Origin of the sequence: Mangrovibacter sp. MFB070 (genome assembly GCF_000705335.1) — a bacterium.
Lineage (GTDB): Bacteria > Pseudomonadota > Gammaproteobacteria > Enterobacterales > Enterobacteriaceae > Mangrovibacter > Mangrovibacter plantisponsor.
This window is the reverse complement of the sequence record NZ_JJMI01000045.1, coordinates 40,211-62,896: the sequence shown is the minus strand read 5'-3', so window position 1 is coordinate 62,896 and position 22,686 is coordinate 40,211. Positions and strand designations below refer to the sequence as shown.

At 45.8% G+C, this 22,686-nt stretch carries 22 protein-coding genes; 12 read left to right on the top strand and 10 right to left on the bottom strand.

Annotation, left to right across the window (positions count from 1 at the left end; genetic code table 11):
* Positions 1-140 precede the first annotated feature (140 nt).
* The 10 genes from istB to DT73_RS20880 all read right to left on the bottom strand — a co-directional run bounded on the left by istB (position 141) and on the right by DT73_RS20880 (position 11,565).
* The gene (gene istB / locus DT73_RS20920; RefSeq protein WP_036114586.1) at positions 141-914 is read right to left on the bottom strand and encodes an IS21-like element helper ATPase IstB; all 774 of its coding nucleotides are present in this window, start codon (positions 912-914) and stop codon (positions 141-143) included.
* Positions 914-2,086, bottom strand: coding sequence for an IS21 family transposase (istA, locus tag DT73_RS20915; RefSeq protein WP_036114580.1), 1,173 nt, complete (start codon positions 2,084-2,086; stop codon positions 914-916). Before istA ends, istB begins: the two co-directional genes overlap by 1 nt.
* A gap of 189 nt (positions 2,087-2,275) precedes the next feature.
* A complete protein-coding gene (locus tag DT73_RS20910; RefSeq protein WP_235234563.1) occupies positions 2,276-2,749 on the bottom strand; it encodes a hypothetical protein in 474 nt (157 codons plus the stop codon).
* A 65-nt stretch (positions 2,750-2,814) separates the two neighbouring features.
* On the bottom strand, positions 2,815-3,573 hold the full coding sequence (locus tag DT73_RS20905; protein WP_036114577.1) for a hypothetical protein: 759 nt from the start codon (positions 3,571-3,573) through the stop codon (positions 2,815-2,817).
* Between the two features lie 231 nt (positions 3,574-3,804).
* Positions 3,805-4,383, bottom strand: a complete 579-nt coding sequence (locus DT73_RS20900) for a plasmid SOS inhibition protein A (RefSeq protein ID WP_235234570.1) — start codon at positions 4,381-4,383, stop codon at positions 3,805-3,807.
* 410 nt (positions 4,384-4,793) lie between these two features.
* Positions 4,794-5,396 (bottom strand): hypothetical protein, encoded by a 603-nt coding sequence (locus DT73_RS20895; RefSeq protein WP_036114574.1) that lies wholly within the window; start codon positions 5,394-5,396, stop codon positions 4,794-4,796.
* 1,462 nt (positions 5,397-6,858) lie between these two features.
* Positions 6,859-8,412 carry a carbohydrate porin gene (locus DT73_RS20890; RefSeq protein WP_160173986.1) on the bottom strand — a complete coding sequence of 518 codons (1,554 nt, stop codon included), beginning with the start codon at positions 8,410-8,412 and terminating at the stop codon, positions 6,859-6,861.
* Positions 8,387-8,515: a hypothetical protein gene (locus tag DT73_RS26955; RefSeq protein ID WP_255358367.1), complete on the bottom strand. Its 129-nt coding sequence runs from the start codon at positions 8,513-8,515 to the stop codon at positions 8,387-8,389. Before DT73_RS26955 ends, DT73_RS20890 begins: the two co-directional genes overlap by 26 nt.
* Positions 8,516-8,701: 186 nt before the next feature.
* Positions 8,702-10,165, bottom strand: a complete 1,464-nt coding sequence (locus tag DT73_RS20885; protein ID WP_036114569.1) for a glycoside hydrolase family 1 protein — start codon at positions 10,163-10,165, stop codon at positions 8,702-8,704.
* Positions 10,162-11,565: a PTS transporter subunit EIIC gene (locus tag DT73_RS20880; protein WP_051691498.1), complete on the bottom strand. Its 1,404-nt coding sequence runs from the start codon at positions 11,563-11,565 to the stop codon at positions 10,162-10,164. Before DT73_RS20880 ends, DT73_RS20885 begins: the two co-directional genes overlap by 4 nt.
* A gap of 172 nt (positions 11,566-11,737) precedes the next feature.
* Between DT73_RS20880 and DT73_RS20875 the strand changes: the two genes are divergently transcribed.
* The 12 genes from DT73_RS20875 to DT73_RS20820 all read left to right on the top strand — a co-directional run bounded on the left by DT73_RS20875 (position 11,738) and on the right by DT73_RS20820 (position 22,440).
* Positions 11,738-12,736, top strand: coding sequence for an AraC family transcriptional regulator (locus DT73_RS20875; RefSeq protein WP_036114566.1), 999 nt, complete (start codon positions 11,738-11,740; stop codon positions 12,734-12,736).
* A 121-nt stretch (positions 12,737-12,857) separates the two neighbouring features.
* The gene (locus DT73_RS20870; protein ID WP_036114653.1) at positions 12,858-13,331 is read left to right on the top strand and encodes a MarR family winged helix-turn-helix transcriptional regulator; all 474 of its coding nucleotides are present in this window, start codon (positions 12,858-12,860) and stop codon (positions 13,329-13,331) included.
* A gap of 330 nt (positions 13,332-13,661) precedes the next feature.
* The gene (locus tag DT73_RS20865; RefSeq protein WP_109266661.1) at positions 13,662-14,780 is read left to right on the top strand and encodes an amidase; all 1,119 of its coding nucleotides are present in this window, start codon (positions 13,662-13,664) and stop codon (positions 14,778-14,780) included.
* A gap of 67 nt (positions 14,781-14,847) precedes the next feature.
* A complete protein-coding gene (locus DT73_RS20860; RefSeq protein ID WP_235234562.1) occupies positions 14,848-16,002 on the top strand; it encodes an acyl-CoA dehydrogenase family protein in 1,155 nt (384 codons plus the stop codon).
* Between the two features lie 16 nt (positions 16,003-16,018).
* A complete protein-coding gene (locus DT73_RS20855) occupies positions 16,019-16,378 on the top strand; it encodes a hypothetical protein (RefSeq protein ID WP_036114559.1) in 360 nt (119 codons plus the stop codon).
* Positions 16,379-16,393: 15 nt separating this feature from the next.
* A complete protein-coding gene (locus DT73_RS20850) occupies positions 16,394-16,918 on the top strand; it encodes a nuclear transport factor 2 family protein (protein ID WP_036114647.1) in 525 nt (174 codons plus the stop codon).
* A gap of 20 nt (positions 16,919-16,938) precedes the next feature.
* Positions 16,939-18,243, top strand: a complete 1,305-nt coding sequence (locus DT73_RS20845; protein ID WP_036114556.1) for a Rieske 2Fe-2S domain-containing protein — start codon at positions 16,939-16,941, stop codon at positions 18,241-18,243.
* Positions 18,240-18,719: an aromatic-ring-hydroxylating dioxygenase subunit beta gene (locus DT73_RS20840; RefSeq protein ID WP_036114552.1), complete on the top strand. Its 480-nt coding sequence runs from the start codon at positions 18,240-18,242 to the stop codon at positions 18,717-18,719. Before DT73_RS20845 ends, DT73_RS20840 begins: the two co-directional genes overlap by 4 nt.
* A gap of 8 nt (positions 18,720-18,727) precedes the next feature.
* Positions 18,728-19,468 (top strand): SDR family NAD(P)-dependent oxidoreductase, encoded by a 741-nt coding sequence (locus DT73_RS20835; protein WP_036114550.1) that lies wholly within the window; start codon positions 18,728-18,730, stop codon positions 19,466-19,468.
* A 52-nt stretch (positions 19,469-19,520) separates the two neighbouring features.
* Positions 19,521-20,495, top strand: coding sequence for a PDR/VanB family oxidoreductase (locus DT73_RS20830; protein WP_036114548.1), 975 nt, complete (start codon positions 19,521-19,523; stop codon positions 20,493-20,495).
* Between the two features lie 11 nt (positions 20,496-20,506).
* The gene (locus tag DT73_RS20825; RefSeq protein WP_036114545.1) at positions 20,507-20,995 is read left to right on the top strand and encodes a flavin reductase; all 489 of its coding nucleotides are present in this window, start codon (positions 20,507-20,509) and stop codon (positions 20,993-20,995) included.
* Positions 20,996-21,162: 167 nt separating this feature from the next.
* A complete protein-coding gene (locus DT73_RS20820) occupies positions 21,163-22,440 on the top strand; it encodes an MFS transporter (protein WP_036114644.1) in 1,278 nt (425 codons plus the stop codon).
* Positions 22,441-22,686 lie beyond the last annotated feature (246 nt).

The window sequence follows — 22,686 nt, the reverse complement described above, 5'->3', positions numbered from 1 at the left end:
AGCTACCAATTCATTGCTCGATATAGTTTTGATAGCGGAGGACTGTATCGACGATATTATGTCAACAACACTGTCTAATGACCGCTTTTCAACATTTATTTTGTCCGGTTTTCATCATTTCTGATGTCCGTTTGTAGCATTCAGTTTTCGGTGTTTTTCTCCTCTATGGTTTTGGGGAACGTACCAGCTTTCCGCTTATCTTTCAGTCGGTAGCTTTCTCCCTTGATGTTTACTGTGGTCGAGTGATGCAGCAACCTGTCGAGGATAGCCGTTGCCAGTACATGATCACCGAACACTTCCCCCCAGTCGGTGAAGCTCTTGTTTGAGGTCAGGATAATGCTCGCTTTTTCGTAACGCCGGTTCAGCAGTCGGAAGAACAGATTAGCTTCATCACGCGTCATCGGCAGATAACCGATCTCATCCAGGATAAGCACCCGAACGTAGCTCAGTTGCTGCAACTGGCGTTCCAGCCTGTTTTCCTGTCTGGCTTTCACCAGTGTTGCCATCAGTTTATCCAGTGGCATGAACAGCACACGATGACCTGCATCTGCGGCCTTTACCCCTAACGCCACCGCCAGATGCGTTTTCCCCACGCCCGGAGGTCCTAACAGGATGACATTCTCATTACGTTCGATGAACACCAGCCCGGCCAGTTCCCGGATAACCCGCTGGTCGATTCCTGGCTGGAAGCTGAAGTCGAACTGCTCCAGCGTTTTCACCCAGGGCAGTCGGGCCTGTTTCAGCCGGGATTCCAGCCCCTTATGTCGCCGACCATTCCATTCATGGTTCAGCACGCGAACCAGTGTTTCTCGTGCATTAAGTTCTTCCTTTACGGCCTGCTCAAGCAGATTGTCTACCGCATCTGTCAGATGTTCCATCTTCAGTCGTGCCATCAGTTCTGTCAGTTCGCTCATCACAGCAACTCCTCATAATCGCTCAACGCACGCTGTGCCACCCGGCAGGCTTGCTGCCACAGAGGTCGATGATGTGCGGCTACGGTCTGCCAGCCCGCCGGTTTTTCTGCCAGAAGGTGGGTGGCGATGAGGGCGTCATCTCCATACACCCTGAGCTCATCATCCAGTGAGATACGGATGCTGACCGCTTTCCCGCACCAGCTTTCCGGCACGCTATATCGATTACCACGAACCTCGATATAGCCATCCCAGGCGACCTGTCGGATGTCGTGATAGCTGGTGTCGAAGTCACCCGCCGGTAATGCCAGCAGACAGGGATGCTCCAGGGTAAAGCGTTCTGCCGGTGTCTGGCTGAACTGGCGAAGCGTGCGGTGGTCAGCTTCCGTATTTATCCACTGCATCAGCAACTGATTGATATGTGCCAGACTGTCGAACTGCCGGTAACGAACGAAGAAGTTCTCCTTGAGGTATTTCACAATACGCTCAACCTTGCCTTTGGTTCGTGCCCGGCGAGGACGGCAGGCCCGTGGCGTGAAGCCATAGTGTTTTACCAACTGGAGGAAGCCATTGTTGAAGATAACCTCGCCACTGTTGTCATGCCTGAGAACGGCTGCTTTCTGGTTATCAACCAGTACCGTTTTGACGCTACCGCCAAAGTAGGCAAAGGCTTTGACCAGTGATTCATAGGTATGCTCAGCATCCTGGCTATCAGTTGCCCATGCATGGAAGTGCCGGGAGTAACCGAGGGTGTTAACGGCGAAGCTCACTTTACAGCGCTGGTTGTTGACAACAGTCTCGATTTCACCCCAGTCGTGCTGGAGTTGCTGACCAGGCTGCGTCTCGAAGCGTACAGTCTGTTTGGACGCACGCAGGGCGCGTTTGGGATGCACATACTGACGCAACGTGGAGCGGCAGCCGTCATAACCCTGTTGTTTTATCTCCTGATAAATGACCTCAGTGTTCCAGACATGCTCGCGCAATCGCAGATCAACATAGTCCATGAACGGACGAAGTTTTTTCATGGGTTCACGCCGTCGGGCGTTAACGGTTTTTTCAGTGAGATGTCGTCGAACCGTGCGCTCAGAACATCCGATGTGGTGAGCAATATCGATAATGTGCGCGCCGTGAATACGCATCTGCTTTATCATGAGAAGGTCCCCTCTGCTTAACATACGGCTTCTCCGTCTGGTGTAGGAACCTTAAGAGAAGCCTATGTTGGGTGGAGTGGACAAAATTTATGCTGTTTTCCGGTCTTATATCAGTGTTGCTGACACCAGTAATACACCTAAGCAAAGCTGACCTGTATCGTCCGCCACCTCGATTGAGGTCTGGTTATCCAGATGGTAGGTGGCCGTATAGATTCAGCTATCCGCTTCATGGCAAACCGGTTCACCTTCAGGGATACGCCAGTCCGTCATTCGTTTAATAACAGGAGCACCGACAGATTCTTTTTGTGCGGCCACAATAAGCAGAGTTTGCAGGGCAGCTCTGTCAGAGTTTCGGATCGCCCTGTCGAGGATAGTTTCCTGTCCCTCGTCTGCCCAGGCTTCAACATGATAATTTGACCATACGTTACGTTCAGTCGAAGGCAGACGGTCATCGGGTTCAATGTGGAGTGTGGGAGTACACTCTATGTCTGAAAGATAGGGCTTTGCGACATCGCCATCCGTAATGCCGTTGACCCGTCCACCACAATGATCAGCAATTACCCGCCCTATATCCAGCATGAAGGCCTGGTGCGCCTCACGAGAGTCAAGCTCACCCAGCAGTTCAGGTTTAATAAGAAGACCGGTGACGATTTCAGCCAGTTCATTGGGTAATATTTGCTTTGTCATAATGCCTCACAAAATAGACGGATCAGTACAGAAGAGTGGCGGGAGAATGCCCGGACCAAAGAAAATCACATGACGTTCAGGTACGATCTCATCACCCGGAACTCATCCGGAGTGATTGGTTTCATACTGGATTTTTTAATGGCAGAGCCAGAACTAAATTGTATCCCTCCTTCGGCATCTTTTTCCCCACCATCGCGATAGTTAAGCTGAATCTCATCATACCTATGAGCTGCATTAACGCTGTCCGGGCAACGCAATATAAACGATACTGGATATTCAAGCTCACCGACGACCTCTGTAAATTCACAAAAGAAGTAATTCATCTTCTCGGCGAAAGCGGTTCGTTCAGCCTCCAGAAAATTGTGTAGCCCTGTCCATCGGATAAAATCTTTGCTCACGACACAGGCAGCGCCTCCGAACCCGTCAGGCCTTTTTAAGTTACTGCATGTAAAAGCAATTTTGAACTCTATCAATTCGTTCCTGTCAAATGCAATAAGTGCCGCCTGAGCAAACAGCGCACCATGTTCAGAATTGAAATCACCGAGATCACTGTTAATAAGAAAACCTTCAGGGCATTTTTCCCCGTCAAAATGCCAGTCCAGGTCTTCAGGAATATCTGCAACTGTTCTGCATGGATGGTTCAGGACACAGTGACGTACAATAATCTCCATTTCTGAGAGTCCGTTTGTGTTATCACATGAAATGAGTTTTTGAATAAAACTATCATCAGGTTCAAACAATTCATTCATTGCCTCAAGTAATATATCAGCTTGAGTAGGATTTGCTCCAATAAGACAAGCACATTCTGAATAATAGTCAGCCATGATAAACCTCATATCTGTTTAGATGAGTACGATCGATTAGGAATAAGACCATCATACTAAACCAAACCGGCACATCAAGGGGGTATTTTCACCGGAAGCAATAATAATTAAGGTCAGGTTCATAAATTCTGGATAATAATAACCAACCCCTAAATGATACAAAAAAACCATGAAAACAGTGAGAAATATTGGGCTTGCAAAATTTAGTTTTTCTGATTGAAGCTTTGTATTCTATCCAGCTTTATATATAAGGGGTAATGGTAGCGCCGAAAAACAGACGTTAAACTCCATAATTGTAATAGTGCTAAGAACATAATCAATCTCGTCCAGCAATTCAGCCAGTGTGTAACACCAGATATAGTCCTTTCTGTATGAAGTGATCCAGAATGATGACCACCATTCCTTAATCAGCAGGTAAATATTATTAGTTGTAAGTCCTTGTCCATGGGTATCGTTTCGCCACTCTTCTAACCAGCGTTTATGTTGACCTGGAACACAGAAAGACAGGTAAAGCCTGGATTTTGCAACGTTGATTTCAAGTTGATAATTCAATAGGTTAGATTCTTTCTTTGTCAGGTGTTCCACCCTTTGATCATGAATCCGGTCACGGTGTTCGCGGCGCTGAAAAACCCTGTTCTGTAACTCCGGGAACATGGAAACTGCCAGAGACCAGGAAAGAGGGAGAATAAAACACTCTCCACGAGATTCAATCAGAATATCGATAGCACGCAGGTATTCAACTTTAGTTGCTTCGCCACGAACAAATGGATCGTAACTCGGATCGACCTTTCTCAAATCATTCGAGCTAATTTGCGATTTACCTGTAAGTTCTTTAAAAAAAGGCTTTGACGTAGGCCAGTTCTCCTGTTTTCCGTCCCAAAGCTCTGCGATTCACAGAAGCAATAGAAGCCATTGCACATCGCTGGAAAGGGTTAATCGGGACAAGCGTGGAGGATATCATTAATTACCATCCTTAGAGAATAGGAAGCACATAAAGACATATTATCAGTAATTATTTCACTTGCCAGTACCTATTTATATAATAGTGCTTCTGAATAATATTCAAAAACATTTAATATTTTTCGGAGTCAATGTCAAACATGAGAAAGCAACTTTTAGCACACTCATAAACCGTAAGCATATAAAAACAGTGAGCAAAGGGAGGGTTAAAGCAATTACTAAGCCTTAAATGAAAGGCTTAGTAAAGGAAATCAGGGATATTACTTAGTGATACAGCTTTCAACTAGTGAAGCAATGAATTTTCTTACTGCATAACATCCTTTCATTGATTGCGGATCAAAAACAATATTATCAGCTTCGACATAGCGTAGCCTGTGGTATACAGGCAAACACGCTTCATTCCTTTTATGCTCTTCAAGTACCGGGGTGTAATCATGATCGGTCATTACTATAACAAAGAAAGAACAAATTACAGATAGTCCAATGATAAAGAAGGGAGCATGTTCCAGGAAAGAGGACATTGTTTTAGATACGTTTACGTCTAAAATATCAACAACAGCATTACTGATTAAGGTAATAATTATAAGTAAAATCATCACACCGATAACACAGGAAATCCGGAGGACCATTTTTGTGTTGTCAGGCTCAGCAGTAACTTCATCAGGTGGTGCAAAGACAGTAGAACGAGTCGTATGCTGCATTTCAGAACCGGCATAACCTCCGCCTCCCAGAATAACAGAGTCTCCCGAAATGCCGCCCCCCAGTACTGAACCTGATCGTTCAGTGGTTGAAGTTTCCTTCAGATAAAGGGAGTTCAAAGGGATCCCGTCAGTTGGTGAATAATGAACTTTCATGATAGTCATAGTAAGGCTCCTGATTATTGATACTTTTATAGTACTGTGAGCCTGAGGACAATTTTTCCTTTAAAAGGGTGAAATCGCTATTTAACTATTTTTTTACCGGGCACGAAAGGATAAAAACCGTAGTTGTCCTGCAAAAGCATCCAATTATGGAAAAACTATGAATGCAACATGTTGACGAGAAAATCTGATGGAAAAAGTTTACCTGTCTGGTATTGTCAGGAAAACCGGCAAAGGATTCAACTAACCAGGGGTGGTTTGTTGAATATGGAGCAGTAGCAGCCCCTTTGCCGGTTTGTCATCCTTTCATGCCTGCATCACTTTCCTTCCTGCTACCTGAAGACATCCACATACGATCTGCAAAAAAGAAGCCCACGTTTCGTTATGGGAGTGAACTACTTTTTTCACGAAAAGGGTCTCTCTGGGTGCACAATCCGTGACACTGTCACTTTTAGATGTAAGCGATCTAATATCATTGGATATAGTCACAATAGTAAATGTCAATAGCGATAAAATAACAGCAATTGATTATAAAATTGATGCTTATTAAATAAAACAAGGTTTCAATATGTCGCTATAAAAACAATAAAAATGTATGGATTCAGGAATAATGAGAAATATGCTCATATTTCCATCGCTTCAAGAGGTATGCAACATCCTAGTTACAGTTCGAATAATAACGTTTATTCCATGTGTTAGTGTAATGTTAATATTAAAAATGGAAGTAACCGGCTTATAAATCAGTCCAAAAGTTACTTTTCTAGTGGTTTTCGTTCAGGTTGCGCTACGCGAAATCTGAAGAAAAACGGATGGGTGAGTACGTCAGATTTCACGTAGCGCACGGCGACGAAAATAAAATTTCATATGACTTCTGTCCGGTTAATGGGTCAGTATTAAAATCCCAGGATGAAGAACATCAGGGCTGAAGCCCTTTACGCCGCAAAAGTTACTTTTATCTTTGGGGGGAGACGAACGAGCAGGGGCTCGGAGTCTTCAATGATATCGGGGCCTGTGAACCATAGTGCGCATCATGTTCTTTTTGTTTAATAGTCTTGCGGGCAAGATATGCAGACCTATCCATAAAGGAATAAATTGGGAATGTTTAAAATAAAACATCCACAAAATAATAAGCAACGATATGGTTTATTAAATACTTTTCAAACAAACTCGTTGAAATATTGTCATGTATTTTTTCAAGTGATATATAATCATAAATGTGAATCATGCTTTGAAAAATAGTAGACTCGACCTAACACCTTCAGGAACATCTCCCTTGTGACTCAACCCGCCGGATGCGCGAGCTATGTAAACGCAAACCCGTTACCACTCAGTTTGCCCATGATTTCGAAAGCGGCCGACGGCTTGAACAACGAATTTTTACCGTCAGCTCATAGACACTTATCCCACCGCTGCCATCAACGACAGGTGATATTGCGCTGATAAGCAGCGGTCGGAGCGATATTGTTTACCAGAACAGTTCCGTCTGCACGCCCACGCTAAATTGATCTTTCTTTTCATCTGTGAAGGTAAATTCATCAATACCGTTATCCAGTACTTTTAACCAGGTGCCGTAGAATCGTATTTCAAACTTCGAGTTAAACGCACTGCTTCCTAATTTTAATGCGTGGTAAAGAGTGGTTTTAACCCCTGACTCGTGGGTTTTTAAACCATTATTATTGTTTTGCTGGTTAAAATAACCTAACTCGATACCTGTCTGGTTGTACTTATTGAAAATGTACGCGGGGCGAACTACCGCCCGAACACTTTTGAAATCGGTATGTGCACCGGTTTCATAACTGTAGACGTCATTACCACCGGAGAATAATAAAGTATGTGCAACGATAACATTATCGACAGGGTAAAACTCTCCCTGTTCACCGAAACGCCAGGCAATACCATTGGTATGATCGCCATAATAATAACGTCCAGTACCAAAATTAGATGACGCATCATAGATTTTAGCGAAACTACTAGCGAAGGAGTTGTTAGCCACCTGCATACTATATTCAGTGAATCCGTCACGAGAGAGTTTATTATTGATGATACCGGTCAGAAGCCATGCATCCTTCATCTTATAATATTCACCGTCATTTTGTGATGAACTCTGTCCGTCGCTTTTATTCGCCATCGCATAGCGACCATACAGATCCCAGGTCGTATTCGTTGTCAGTGGAAATTTCCGAAGGCGAACATCAAGACTGTTGGTGTTTACCGCTTGGGTGGTGGTGCGATCTTTGGAATAATTATCTAAGTCTTCCCGACCCAAACCAATTGCCAGTGTCCCTTTACCCAGTGGAATATCTTCGATCCCTACACCAGAAGCGATTGCGCCTTTGTGGTAAGAGAAGTCCAGCATCTTAAATTCCTGAGCGCGTAATTTGTGGCGTCCTACCCAGAAAGTTGCATCGGGAATAGCGCTGATAAATCCTTTTGTTGTCACATAAATATCTGAAAACTGCATCATGTTTTCACTGGTTGAATCGAAGGGTTCTTTGACATAAGTTTCACCAACGTTACCATCCATCAACACAATAGCTTTTGCTGTTCGCCCATCCTGGTCATATAATTTCTGACTAAACAGTAAGTCATACCAACTGCCGTGTTCGTTGCCAAAACGCCCCAGAGAACCAATGGCCCAGCTCTGCGGGCTGCCATTGCTGGCAGTCCCCCAACCGGATCGGAAATAGCCGTGAAATGAAAAACCAATTTCGTCTTCGATGGCTTTCGACAGTTCTTTGATATTCATATCTGCTGGTCGCCGGGTACTGTTTTTGGTCTTTGGTTTTGCCTCTGCTTCCTGTTGCTGAATCTTATCAATTGGACGAGCAACCTGTGCATGGGTATCCACGGCCGGGTTTAGCAGCGCGGGATTTGCCGCAGTAACGTGGTTCGTTTTCTTCTCTTTCTTTTTATAAATGGCGAGTTCATGTAATGCTTTTTGGAGTTTATCTTCGGTAGTTTGTAATTTACCCTCCGTATTTTTTGCATTTTGTTCAAGCAGGCTCAGTCGTTGCTCCACGGATAATGATTGCCCCCATACCGGTTCGGAACACATCAAAATAAAAGGTAATAATGTAATCCTGGTTTGCCAGTTCGACATAGTTTTCTACTCCTATCATCATTAAGTTGCATCACAGGGAGGATGCTTATATTTATGAAAACATAACAAAGGATATGAACTATTCCGCGGCTGACAAAGGCATTGTCACCGCTACTTTATATAAAATTAATAAACATCAATATACAGCCATTGAGAAATGAATAACTCAGCAGCAGAAATTACCCTGCTGCTTTATAGGATAATAAGGTTAAGTTAAATCTTCACCGTGTGATGCAATGCACTTTTGATACCAATAGAAAGAATCTTTTTTGTAACGCTGATAACTTCCTTTACCCTCATCATCAAGATCAACATAAATAACACCATAACGTTTAGACATTTCAATCGTACCACAGGAGACAATATCTATGATCCCCCACATGGTGTAGCCAAGAAGTTCTACACCATCAATGACGGCTTCTTTCATTTGCAAAACATGCTGACGTAAGTATTCGATGCGGTAAGGGTCGTGAATGCGATGATCACTTTCGAGAATATCGGTGGCACCAATACCGTTCTCAGCGATAAACAGTGGGATACGGTAACGATCGTAAAATTGGTTTAGCGTGATACGTAACCCGATGGGATCAATTTGCCACCCCCAGTCACTGGCTTTCAGATACGGATTTTTATTACCACTGACCAGATTCCCGCCCGTGGTTTCCCATGTTTTGTCTGTTGTGGCTACCATCGACATATAGTAAGAAAAACTCAGGAAATTGACAGTATTGTTGCGGAGAATTTCATCATCATCCGATTCTTTGTGGATCCTGATTCCGTTGTCGTTGAAGTAGCGCTGCATATATGCCGGATATTCTCCACGGACCATAACATCGGTGTAGAAATAGTTTGTGTATTGTTCTTTGTGCATTGTTTCCAATACATCTTCAGGCTTACAGGTTGCCGGATAAGTGGTAAAGCGGGCGATCATCCCGCCGATCCGCGCTTGCGGCAGAATTTCCCGAGCCAGTTTAATAGTGAGCGCGTTAGCAATAAACTGATGGTGTAGACACTGGAAGATCGCGGATTCATAATGATCTTCCTGGTCTTTGATGACACAGACACCATTATAAGGATTGAATTTTCCCGCATTGATCTCATTGAACGGTAACCAAAAATCTACCCGATCACCCAGTTTTTCGAATAAAACCCTGGCATAGCGCAGGTAGAAGTCGACCAGTATGCGGTTTTTCCAGCCACCATATTCTGTCACCAGATTTACCGGAATATTGTAATGGAGCATGGTGGCGAAGACTTTCATTCCCCGTTTGTGACATTCATCAAACAGATCGATATAGAACTTAATTCCCTGTGGATTTGGGTGTTCATCATCTCCGTTAGGAAAAATGCGTGACCAGTCAATAGAAGTGCGGAAAATCTTCATTCCCATCTCTTCCATCAATGCAAGGTCATCAGAATAGCGATTATAAAAATCAATACCCCGTGTGAACGGATAGTTGACCGCTTCAATGTTGTGTAAAGCGGCATTGAAACGTTCGGACGTCATATTAATATTACGATTATGATCACGTTCCGCACGATTCCAGCTGGGGTTAAAATAGCGAATGTTCTGCGTATCTAACCCTTTACCATCCTGCGCATAACCCCCATCGGCTTGTGCAGCTGAAATAGCGCCACCAAATAAAAAATCTACATCAAATCCTGTTTTCACTTAACATCTCCTGTTTTATTACCTGACTCAATGCGTAGCAAGACCACGGTCAGCAAATAAGCTACGCAGAAACTTATCGCCGCCCCGCTTATCGCAAAAACAATATTCATTGAATTATTGGGGTCGATAAACACGGGAAGGGTGGTTAATCCTGTTGGGGCCAGAGTCATGCGTTTGACCCCCATAATCCCAACAAATAATCCACCGACAGCACCGGCAACCAGCACCGCGTAGAAAGGTTTTTTCAGCTTCAGATTCACGCCATAAAGGGCTGGTTCAGTGATACCCAGCAGGGCGGTAAATCCGGCACCACTCGCCAGAGCACGAAAATCCGCGTCCTTGCTGAATCTTGCCGCCGCCAGTGCCGCCGCCCCCTGAGCAATATTTGACACCAGGAAGCCTGCGCCGATCATGTCAAAGCCATTGGTGGCAAGCGACTGGAAGGTTATCGGCATGGTCACGGCATAATGCATTCCGGTCATGATAAAAATGGGTGAGAAGACCGCCATAATAAAGGGCAACAGCCAGATACAATGGTCATTAACATAAGTTATGCCGACGCCAATACCTTTGCCGACAAAGTCACCAAAGGGCGCAATAATGGTTAACCCGAGTGGCACCATGATCAGCAGAGTCAGAAAGGGTTTCATAAAGAACAAAATAGCGCGTGGTGACAATCTTTCTGACAAGCTTTCCGCCCATGAAGCGATCCATACCATCAGAATGACCGGGATAACCGTGGAACCATAATGAACCAGTGAAACCGGAACATTAAGGAAACTAAGCGGGCTACGAGTGGCAACCATTGCTGTGAAGGTGGGGTGCAATAACATCCCGCCAAGTGTCATGGCGACAAACGGGTTCATACCAAACTTCATGGCGGAGGTGTACGCCAGCATGATCGGTAAAAAGTAGAAGGTTGTATCCGCTGCAAAATTAAGAACGACCCATGTCTGGGAGGTTTTTTCCATCAGACCGGTCATGGTCAGGATAATCAATAGCGTTTTCAGCATTGCTGCGCCGCTGATCGCAGGCAGGATCGGGGTAAATATCCCCGAGATGATGCCAAGAGCTTGTGAGACAACATTCTCTTTTTTCATCTTCTGCACGTCCGCAGGATCTTGCCTTACTTCAGCGGGTGTGGCGTTACTCTTGTTATTTTTTAAAAGCGTAATAGCGGAGAAAACATGGCCAACCTGTTGTCCTAATATCACTTGAAATTGACCACTACTTTCTACTGCCCCCAACACACCAGGCAGAGCGGAAACCGTTCCTTTATCTACCGGATCCATTGTATTGAGTGTAAACCGTAAACGCGTAGCACAATGCGTGACATCTTTGACATTATTCAGACCACCAATTCTCTCAATGATATCTTTTGCGAGCTGCTGATAATTCATTGTTGTCTTCCAAAATAATATTATGTTAAGGAGTGATACCTTTTACTTATAATTTAAAACCCTGCTACTTTTGAAATTGATTTTCACTAATTCATCCCCGATTATAGGTATTAAAACAGCACAAACAATATTCAAACCGACCGATCACAGTAACAAAAAGTAAGGTGATGTGATGCATAACCAGGATCTCGACACTCAGCTACGGCAGATTACCGAAAGTGAGCGATTTTATCTCAATAATCCCGGCAAAATCAGCCCTAAGTATAAGAATATAAATAAGAAAAATGTCAATGGACAGCAGGTGTACCGTTTCGAACATCCACGTGTCAGTCAGACGGAGATTGAGATAAGTAAGGATTCTCGCTTCACTTCTGTGCCGCTGCATACCCACACCAATGTCAATATGAACTATATCTATTCTGGATCATGCACCTATGTGGTTGACGGTAAGGAAATTACGTTAAATCAGAATGATGTTTGTATTTTTGATACTGATGTTATTCGCAGTAAAAAGACCATTGGTGAGAATGATATTGTGATAAATATTAGTCTTAGCAACAGCTTTTTCTCCAACTATTTTCTTAGTCGCCTAACCCAGCAAAATATTCTGGCCGGTTTTATACTGACTGCCATTTCTGCGACCAGGCAGCATGATAACTATCTCATCTTTAACACTCAAAATAGTCAAAAGATACGGGAGTTATTTATCTTTACCATGGAGGAGTACGGCAGTGATAATCTCTATTCACGCGAACTGATTGACTCATATCTGTCAATTATTTTCATTGAGTTGTTACGTATTTTTCATGCCAATAAAAACAAACAAACTATTCAGCTGTCAACTGATAAAACGGGTGAGATAATCAGCATCATCAGCTATATAGAGAAGAACTATCTGACATGTAGTCTGACTACGCTGGCAGAAAAATTTAACTATCATCCTAAATATCTCTCTCATCTGATTAAAGAAAAAACCGGGAAGTCATTCAAAGAGATTCAGTTACTGCAAAGAATGAAGGTGGCGGCTACCTACCTGACTAACTCCGCTTATCCAATACATGAGATTGCAGAAAAGGTCGGTTTTTATAATAAAAACTCCTTCTATGAAAAGTTCCGGGAACACTTTGGTATGACGCCGAAACTGTATCGGGATAGCAACCATCATGGGTAGCAGGCCACAAAGGAGTGACACCCCCTGACATCAGTACACAAGGGTGACTCTGGGTGTTTTGCTGCCCGCGGTTTTCCTATACCATTCTGCTATCGTTTCAATGTGCCTGTTCGGAGAACGCATGGCCCCTTCCAATGTGGAACATCACACGACTGATAGTCATGAAAGCCGCTTTTATCGTGAGGACTTTCCATTTTTCTGGATCGTGAATGTTCACGCAAAATATACCCAGTTAATGGACATTGAATTGAAGAAAGTGGCGATGGATGTGTCACGTTTCCGTGTGTTGATGTTGATCCACCAATACCGTAAAGCCAGTATCTCGCAAATATCCCAATATTCCGTCAGTAAAATGCCGACAGTCACCAAAATTGTAGGCAGGCTGCGCGACGATGGGTTGGTTGAAACCAGGGTCAGTGAGCAGGATGGGCGAGTCACCGAAGCAATACTGACTGAAGCGGGTACTCGCAAGGCTTTAGCTGTGATGGAGATAAGCCAGCGTATTTTCACCAAAGCGTTTAAAGGTATCTCTCCGGCGCAGGCGCGCAAGATGAACCAAATTCTGTCCGGCATACTCGACAATCTGGATGATTGAGCATTCCACTCCGATGTCTTTCCTCTGCGTCCCATGTCAAAAACCATCCGATATGACGTAAAAAATGAAGCCGAAAAACTATTTTTTTGGTCTCATTTTTCCTGTAAAACCAATAACAATTATCCATATTTGCATTGGGTGTTTTTATTTTTTCACTATAAAAACATATTGATAAATCATTTTTAAGACGAAGGCTTGTCAGGTTAACGTATTCTGACATAAGTAAATTATATGTGACAAATTACTTGAATATTCACATATTCGTGACAGGCGTAAATCCACAACAACAGTCGTGTGAATGCCACTTTTCCCCTTGTCGCGGATACTGCAATGATGAGCAATAGTGTTGGTTTTTTTTCAAAATTTACCCGAGGAACGGGCAATCTTTCCTTCGCGGTGAAAGACACCATTGATGTGTCTGGTTATCCCACCCAGGCGGGCAGTCGGGTTTTCCTGCATGCACCACCCGCAGCCCGCAACGCTCGCATCGTTCAGCAGTTTCTCGATGATGGCTGTCAGTTATTGGGTAAAACGATGCTGCATGAACTGGCGTTTGGCGTGACTGGGATCAACCACTGGGGTGGGACACCGGTTAATTACTCTTTCCCGGATATTATTCCTGGCGGATCATCAAGCGGTTCTGCAACGGTAGTTGCGGCAGGTTGTGTTGATTTTGCCATCGGTACTGATACCGGCGGTTCGGTGCGTATGCCTGCGGCCTGTTGTGGCGTTGTCGGCCTTAAACCGACGTGGGGTTTGATAAGCCGTGTCGGCGTCACGCCGAAACACAGTTCACTTGATTGTGTGGGGTTTTTTACTCAGACGTGCGGAACCCTGTTGCAGGTGATGGAGAAGGCACAGGGAAAAGTGGCAGACCGCTCAATCTCCCTGCCTGCTATTGGAGTGATGAAAGGCCATGCCACTGAAGCGATAGATGCTCTGTTGGCACAGCGACTGCAGCCTCTCAGTGCAGCAGCCACAACAGTGGATTTGACCTATTTCACGGAAGCTCACCAGGCCGGATTGACCCTAATCAGCCATGAGAACTGGCAGGCTTACGCTTCCATCATTGACGCAGAGGGCATTTCGCCAGATGTTGTTACGCGTATTCGGGCAGGGTCTGCCGTCACCGCTGCGGAGCTGGCAAATGCGGAAGCCGTGCGGGAAAAATTTTCTGAAGCTTTGGACCACCAATTAGCCGAAACGCCGCTGATAATTTTACCGACATTGCCAGAATTGCCTCCTACGTTAAGTGAAGCTTCCGATCCATTAAATGTGGTGAATCTGACTCGATTAATCAGACCTTTTAACCTTAGCGGGCACCCGGCTATGAGTTTACCCATTGGCGTAATTGATGGCCGTCCGGTCGCTATGCAGCTTATCACGCATAAAAACCATGATTTGAATTTATGTGTTTATGCAAAGAAGCTGGTTGAATCTTTTACCTGATTATATTTTCTGAACGCGAGATTTTTTCTTATTCCTGTTTTCAGGAAGGGCAGTATGTGGAGGTTATATGTTACAGACACGATTAGCTATGAATGCTGAAAATACCCACTGCGATATGAGTATTTTACTGCAGGAATTAAAATCCAGAGGGGAGGAGTTTGAAAATCAGAAATATATTACCCATGACATAATTGAGAAGTTCAAAGAACTCGGTGTTTATCGGGCATTAGTACCCAAAAAATATGGCGGTACAGAAATGACACCGGCGCAATTCTGTCAGCTGATTGAAAATATTTCAATCGCTGATGGGTCGGCTGGCTGGGTTGCAAGTTTTGGTATGAATCCTTTTTATCTTGGAGGATTACCGCTCTCAACGCTGGATGAAATTTATCGCAATGGCCCGGATGTGGTCTTTGCGGGCGGAATTTTTCCTCCTCAAAAAGCCATGGTTACAGACAAAGGTTTTGTTGTTTCTGGCCGTTGGGGTTTTGCCAGTGGATGTATGGGGGCGAGCTTGATTGGCGTGGGTATTGTGCCGGAAAACGGTGAGGAAAAATCGTTGCCACGTATTGCCGTATTGCCAAAAAATCAGACCACCATTGATCCCGTATGGAATACCGTGGGGCTGGCAGGCACAGGCAGCCATGATGTGGTTGTGGACAACGTCGTTGTACCCGAAGAATGGACGTTTATCCGAGGTGGAAAACTTAATCTTCAGGGCGATCTCTACCGTTATCCGGTGTTGTCACTGGCGACTCAGGTACTGGCGGTGGTAAGCGCCGGGGTGGCCCGTGCGGCACTGAATGAAATATACACCATTGCCGGTCAGCAGCGTTCGGTAACAGGGGCGCCGCGGCTGGCGGATCGGCAGTTTGCACAACGGGATGTGGCGCATTGCGAGGCAGAACTTAATTCGGCTCGAAGCTGGTTTTATGACGCTATCGACAAGGTGTGGCAAACCCTTTGCCGTGGCGATGCACCCCAGGATGAGGACGTCAATTTGCTGCGCCTCTCAGCAACCCATCTGACACGCGTTGCCGCAAAAGTCACTTCAAAAACGTTGATGTTGGCCGGGATGCCGGGCATCTCCATGCGCAGTCCATTACAACGTTACGCCCGCGATTCCATGGTCATCACTCAACACGCCTTCATGGGTGAGCTGACCTACATCAACGCCGGCAATATGTTTTTTGGGCAGTCACCTTTGCCCGGTTACTTATAACCAACAGGAGTACTACATGAGCCAGACAGATTCAATTCGGGTGCTGTTTTGTATTGGTGTGAACCAGAATTTTTTTGATGCTACGCCGGAAGTAGCAAAACAGGTTTGGGCAGCCTTTGGCGAAATGATGAAAGGGATTGAAAACATGCCAGGCATCACCGTGCTGGGCAATATGGACGATGACAAAGTGATGGTGGGACCTTCCGCAGGTTGGCCATGGACCACGTATGTCCTCGCTGATGTACAGGATTTTGCAACCGTCAGCGCTGCCTGTAACTTATTCCGCACCGTCATCGTGGGCGAAGGACCGTATCGACTGTGGAAATTTTGCAAAGTCGAAGCACGCACCGGACGTGAGTTAATTATCCAACAGTAAGAGGCTGTTATGCAGATGTCTGAGCAACAACACCTTTTATCAAGACTGGATACGCTGGAGTCTGAGGCGGAAATTCGCAGAGTTATCAGTCAGTATATGCATTTATGTGATGACCTGCGTTCTGAAGATAGCGTTACACAAATTGGGCAACTTTTTACCTGCAATGCCGAATGGGCAGGCATTGGTGAACTCTATGCCGAACGGCTGGGGAATTATAAAGGGCGCGCGGCTATAGAAGCGATGATGAGAAAGTATGTCACTCATCCGGCCCATTTTAGAATCAACACGCACTATTTAAGTTCTGAGTTTATTTATCTAAATGAGATAAATGAAGCCACTGGCCGCTGGAAGATGTTGCAATTGTCAACCTTCAATAATGGCCAGTCACATTTAAACGGTGCCGAATTAATTATTGAGTTTCGCCGTGAAAACAACATCTGGTTAATAAACCATTTCACTACGCGAAACCTATTTAGTCGCCCGATCGATTATTGGCATTCCCCCAGTGGATTGCCCATACCAGAAACCAAACGGGCCTGATAAATATTGGAGATGGAGTAATGCAAGATATCCCGGTAAAAAATATTGATTGTACGCCCAGTTCACAGGAGCTGGCCGCTCTGGTGAAGTCGGACCGTGTTCATACCTCTCTCTATACTTCAGCCGAAATTTTTGATGTAGAGATCGATAAAATTTTTTCCAATACCTGGATCTGGGTGGCTCACGAAAGTGAGATACCGGATGCCGGTAGTTTCAAATCCTCATTTGTCGGTACTCAGCCGGTCATTGTTGTACGTGACAGAAAAGGCAATATCAATGTGTTGTTGAACCGCTGTCGTCACCGCGCCGCAACAGTTTGCGAACACCAGAGTGGCAAAACCAATAACTTCGTTTGTCCTTATCACGGTTGGGGTTACGGGCTGGATGGTGCGTTGCGTGGAGTACCTCATCCAGAAAGCTATGCCGATACGCTGGATAAAGCCAACCTTGGCATGATTCGTCTACGTACAGAAAGTTATGCCGGTATGGTCTTTGCCACTTTTAAGGACGATATCGAGTCGCTGGTCGATTTCCTTGGACCCGCGAAAAAATGGATGGATTTATTTATGAAGCAAGGTGGCGGCTACCCGATCCAGGCCACGACGGCTCACCGTTTCCGTTTCCCAGGGAACTGGAAAATCCAGCTGGAAAACACTACCGACGGTTATCATTTTCCCATCGTTCATAAGTCTTTCCTTAGCTCAGTGGATAAACAGACTGAAGAAATGCTGAATTTTGTTGATGGCAGTGGCTTTGTTGAAGACCTGGGGAACGGCCATAGCGTGATGGTAATGATTCCGGAGTTGATTGATCTTGAAGAGAATCTTGATGCGCCGATTCCCGATCGTTTTGTTGAACTGGCCCAGGTATTACGTGACGAAGGCCATGCAGAACTGGAGGTCCGCCGCATAGTCCGCGCCGTAGGCGGCTGCGGTTTTAACCTCAACCTTTTCCCGAATGTGGCCTGTTCGATGGCCTTTTTCCGTGTACTCCAGCCGATTTCAGTTAAAGAAACTGAAATTCACCATGTAGTGATCACCATGAAAGGCGGACCGGAAGCAGCCAACCAGGCACGTCTGCGTATGCACGAACATTTCCAGGGACCGATGGGTTTTGGTACGCCGGATGATTCCGAAGCCTGGGAACGTGTCCAGCGCGGGTCATCTGCCGGGGATGATCTGTGGATCATGCTAAACCGAGGGTTGCCGGGGGAAGTGACCACCGAAGATGGCCTGCGCAGTGACGTCAGCGCGGAAACCGGGATGCGTGCCGCCTATCAAAAATGGAAAGAGTACATGACAGCAGAAACACGGGGGCAGCAATGACCGAGCAACAGGCTTTATTTTCCGCCATCAGTTTTATCAATTATGAAGCTGATGTGCTGGATCAGGAAGAGTTCAACCACTGGCTGACGCTGTGGAAACCGGAAGGGTTGTATGTCATCCCTATCGATCAGAAAACGGAAGATTTCGCTAACACGCTCAACTATGCCTACGACAACCAGCATATGCGGGAAAAAAGGGTTAACCGGCTTTACAGCGGGGAATCGATATCCACTACGCCACGCGCCAGAACCATTCGCATGCTGGCACGTTACCGCCTGCTGCATGCCAGCGAGGAACGGGTAGAAATCCGCTGTGCGCAATCGTTGTGGGAATACCGCAAGGGTAATGCCCAGCATTATGTCGCCGATGTCACCTATACATTGGTGCCAGAGGGCGAAAGCTTTCTGATCCTGAAGAAAGTGATTCGGGTGATCAATGGACAGGATTTCCTGCGCAGCATTGGCTACATCATGTGAGGTATCGAATGAAAAATGTTGCCCTGGTGACAGGTGCTGCTTCCGGGCTTGGGGCGGTGATAAGTCGCTATTTGTGGTCTCAGGGGTACGCGGTTGTGCTGGCGGATATTTCACTATCAAGTGCACAACAAATGGCCCGTGAGATCGATGTTAAAGGTCAGCGCACGGTGGGTGTACAGCTGGATATCCGTGACAGTGATGCATTTTCCCATGCTATTGACCATTGCGTGGCGCACTTTGGCGGACTGCATGTGCTGGTCAACAATGCGGCGTTGACACTTGCTACGCCAGTCATGTCAATCACGGTGGAAGAGTTTGATCAGGTGATGACCACGAATTTGCGCGGCACCTTTCTTGGTTGTCAGCTGGCAGGGGGTTATTTCGCCACACAGCAATATGGTCGCATTATCAATCTGGCCTCACTGGCGGGACAGAATGGCGGCACGGCCTCTGGCGCACATTATGCGGCTTCCAAAGGGGGAATTCTGACACTCACCAAAGTGTTTGCGCGGGCGCTAAGTCACGATGGCGTTACGGTGAATGCCATTGCACCGGGGCCAATGAATCTCCCTTCGGTTCATGCAATGGTCCCGGACGATAAGATGCAGGCGCTGCTTCAGATGATCCCGGTTGAGAAATTAGGGGAACCAGAATTTGTCGCGCAGGCGGTTGCCCTGTTGGCCTCACCCGCTGCGGGCTTTGTTACCGGAGCGACTTGGGACATTAATGGCGGAATTTACATGCGCTAAATGCCACCGGGTTGGTTATCCAATCCGGTTTCATCTGATGCAGGAGCATTGAATGTCAGAAATATTAAGAGTACGCGTCAGCGAACGTGATGTGCAGGGAGCCGAGGTGGTCGTGCTGTCGCTTCAGGCGATTGATGGGACTAATTTACCGGCTTTTAACGCAGGTGCCCATATCGATTTGCATCTTGCCGACGGACTTATTCGCCAGTATTCATTGTGCAGCAGCCCGCAGGAACGTCATTACTATCGTCTTGGTATCCTTAAAGATCCAGCTTCGCGCGGTGGCTCGCTGGCTGCACACCAATTACAGATTGGTGATGAAGTAACCATCGGTGCGCCACGCAACCTTTTTGCTCTGGACATGAGTGCTGAACATACCTTGTTGTTTGGCGGTGGTATTGGGGTGACACCGATGCTAGCTATGGCAGATGAACTGTACCGGGCAGGGAAGTCATTCGAATTGCACTACTGTGGCCGTGCGCGCGAGCGTCTGGCCTTCCTCAGTGAACTCGCCACCTGTTGCTGGGCGCAGGCAGTGCATATCCATGCGGATGACGAAGGTGAAGAACAAAAGTTGAATCTCAGCGCCGTATTGCCCCGTCATCATATTGATGGGCAAGTGTATGTTTGTGGCCCGGAAGGTTTTATGGATTGGGTCATCACCTCGGCACAGCGAGCAGGTTATGCCGATGAACGTATTCACAGGGAATATTTCAATCGCGAACTCGCCATCAGTGGTAAAGCCTTTGAAGTGGAAGTGCCTGAGCTGGATCTCACTGTCACCGTCAGTGAGAAAGAGTCAATTGTCGCTGCATTGGCGCGAGCAGGTATCAAAGTAAAGGTTTCCTGCGAACAGGGGGTATGTGGGACTTGTCTGGCCAATGTCGCCAGTGGCATCCCGGAGCATCGGGATGAATATCTCACCGAAGAAGAACGTTTGGATAACGATCAGATTCTGCTCTGCTGTTCACGTTCGAAGAGTGAGCGTCTGGTAATCGAAAACTTTGAATTCGTGAAACTAAAATAGAGAGGCAAATAATGAATCTTATGACCGACTTTCGTAATGCGATGGCGCAGCTGGGAAGTGCTATCACGATTATTACCACCGATGGCCCTGGTGGAAAATATGGCTTTACCGCCTCTGCAGTTTGTAGTGTAACGGATGAACCTCCGACATTATTAATTTGTATGAATCGTTCATCCTTTGCCAACAGCAAATTTAAAGAGAATGGTGTGCTGTGTGTCAATATTCTATCGGCACAGCATCGTGAATTGTCTGGGGTGTTTGCCAATGGCAAATTGCGTTCGGATGAGCGTTTTCTTCATGATAACTGGCAGACTCTGACCACTGGCGCACCGGTGCTGACGTCGGCAATCGCCAGCTTTGATTGTACAATTGGTGACTGTCATGAGGTCGGCAGCCACAGTATTTTTTATTGCCCGGTACAAGACATCGGTTTTGGTCAGGGGGAGCAGGGATTAGTTTATTTTAATCGTCAGTATCATACGCTGGCTGCCAGCCTATAAATTCTTTCCTGTTCAAAAAGGTAATCAGTATTTCTTATATTTATTCATCGCGATGAATATATTCGTCTGTTACGCCGCTAACAGACGATATTTGGATTTTTTCACCTGCATGAACGGAGATGATGATGAGCAATGACGTTACCAACGGTGATTTCAGCCGAAAAAATATGCGCAAGTTAATTATTGGTTCTTTCCTTGGGAACTCACTGGAATGGTATGATTTTTTTCTTTATGGTACTGCCGCTGCATTAGTTTTTGGGTCATTATTCTTTCCGGTTCAGGACGATCCGCTCATCAGCACATTGCTGGCATTTTCTGGCTTTGCCGTAGGTTTTATTGCCAGACCCTTAGGTGGCATTTTATTCGGTCATATTGGTGATAAATATAGCCGGAAAACAACCCTGATTATTACCCTGACCCTAATGGGGGCTTCCACATTTCTCATTGGATTACTCCCGACCTGGCACCAGGTTGGCGTACTGGCACCGATTGCCTTGATTAGCCTGCGCTTTTTGCAGGGCGTTGCATCCGGCGGCGAATGGGGAGGAGGGGTGTTGATGTTGAGTGAGAACGCGCCGGAAGAGAAAAAAGGCTACTATACCGCATGGAGCCAGGTGGGTGTTTCGGGTGGTTTTGTCCTCTCGGCGTTGGCTTTCTGGCTGGTTCAGCTGCTACCGGAAAACGCGTTCATGACGTGGGGCTGGCGGATCCCATTTCTGATGAGTGTGTTCATTTTTCTGGTTGGTATTTATATTCGAAAAAACATACGCGAGAATAAAGAATTTACGCAGCTGAAACAGGCCAGTGATACAGAACCGGAAGCAAACGTACCTGTAATTGAGATTTTTAAAAAATATCCCAAACAACTTCTCCAGGCCATTGGTCTGCGTTTGCCGGAAAACGGCGCAGTCTATATATTTTTCACCTTTTCAGTGGTGTTCTGTAAGCACGTTGGTATCGCCAGCGACAAAATTATCGCGGTTGTGACATTGGCAATGATGCTGGAGATTTTCTCTATCCTGTTCTGGGGATGGTTATCCGATAGAATCGGGCGTAAAACTATTTATTATATTGGTGTCATTGGTCTTCTTCTCACCGCCTTTCCTTTCTTTTCATTATTGGCCAGCGGGAACTTTTCATTGATGATGCTGGCAATGATGCTCGGCTTACCACTGTGCCATGGTGCGATGATCGCAGCACAACCCTGCATCATGAGTGAGCTGTTTCCGGTGGAAGTTCGTTATACCGGTCTGGCTCTGGGACACGAAATCGGCGCGGTAATTTCTGGCGGTATCAGCCCAATGATTGCCGTGGCATTGTTATTAAAATATGACCATTGGTGGCCAATTTCAGTAATGCTGCTGGGCTTTGCGCTGGTAGCCCTTATCGCATTGCTAAGTATTAAAGTTTCACCTCGTGCTTTATCTTCACGCACAGCTTCATGATTCAAGGAATAAAAAACGGATGATAAGTAGAAAGTAACTCTCACAAACTACATGCATGTATACTGAGGTAAGATAACGCGGGAAGATCGGCAGAAAATACACACGACCAGTAAGAGGTCTACTCAGTGTATTGAACACCACAGTTTTAATCTGGGGCATCACTTAGCACGTCAGTAAGAAAATCGCAGCTGTTTTAAGAATCAGGAGGATTAGATGATAAATATATTCTCCATTAATGACTAAATA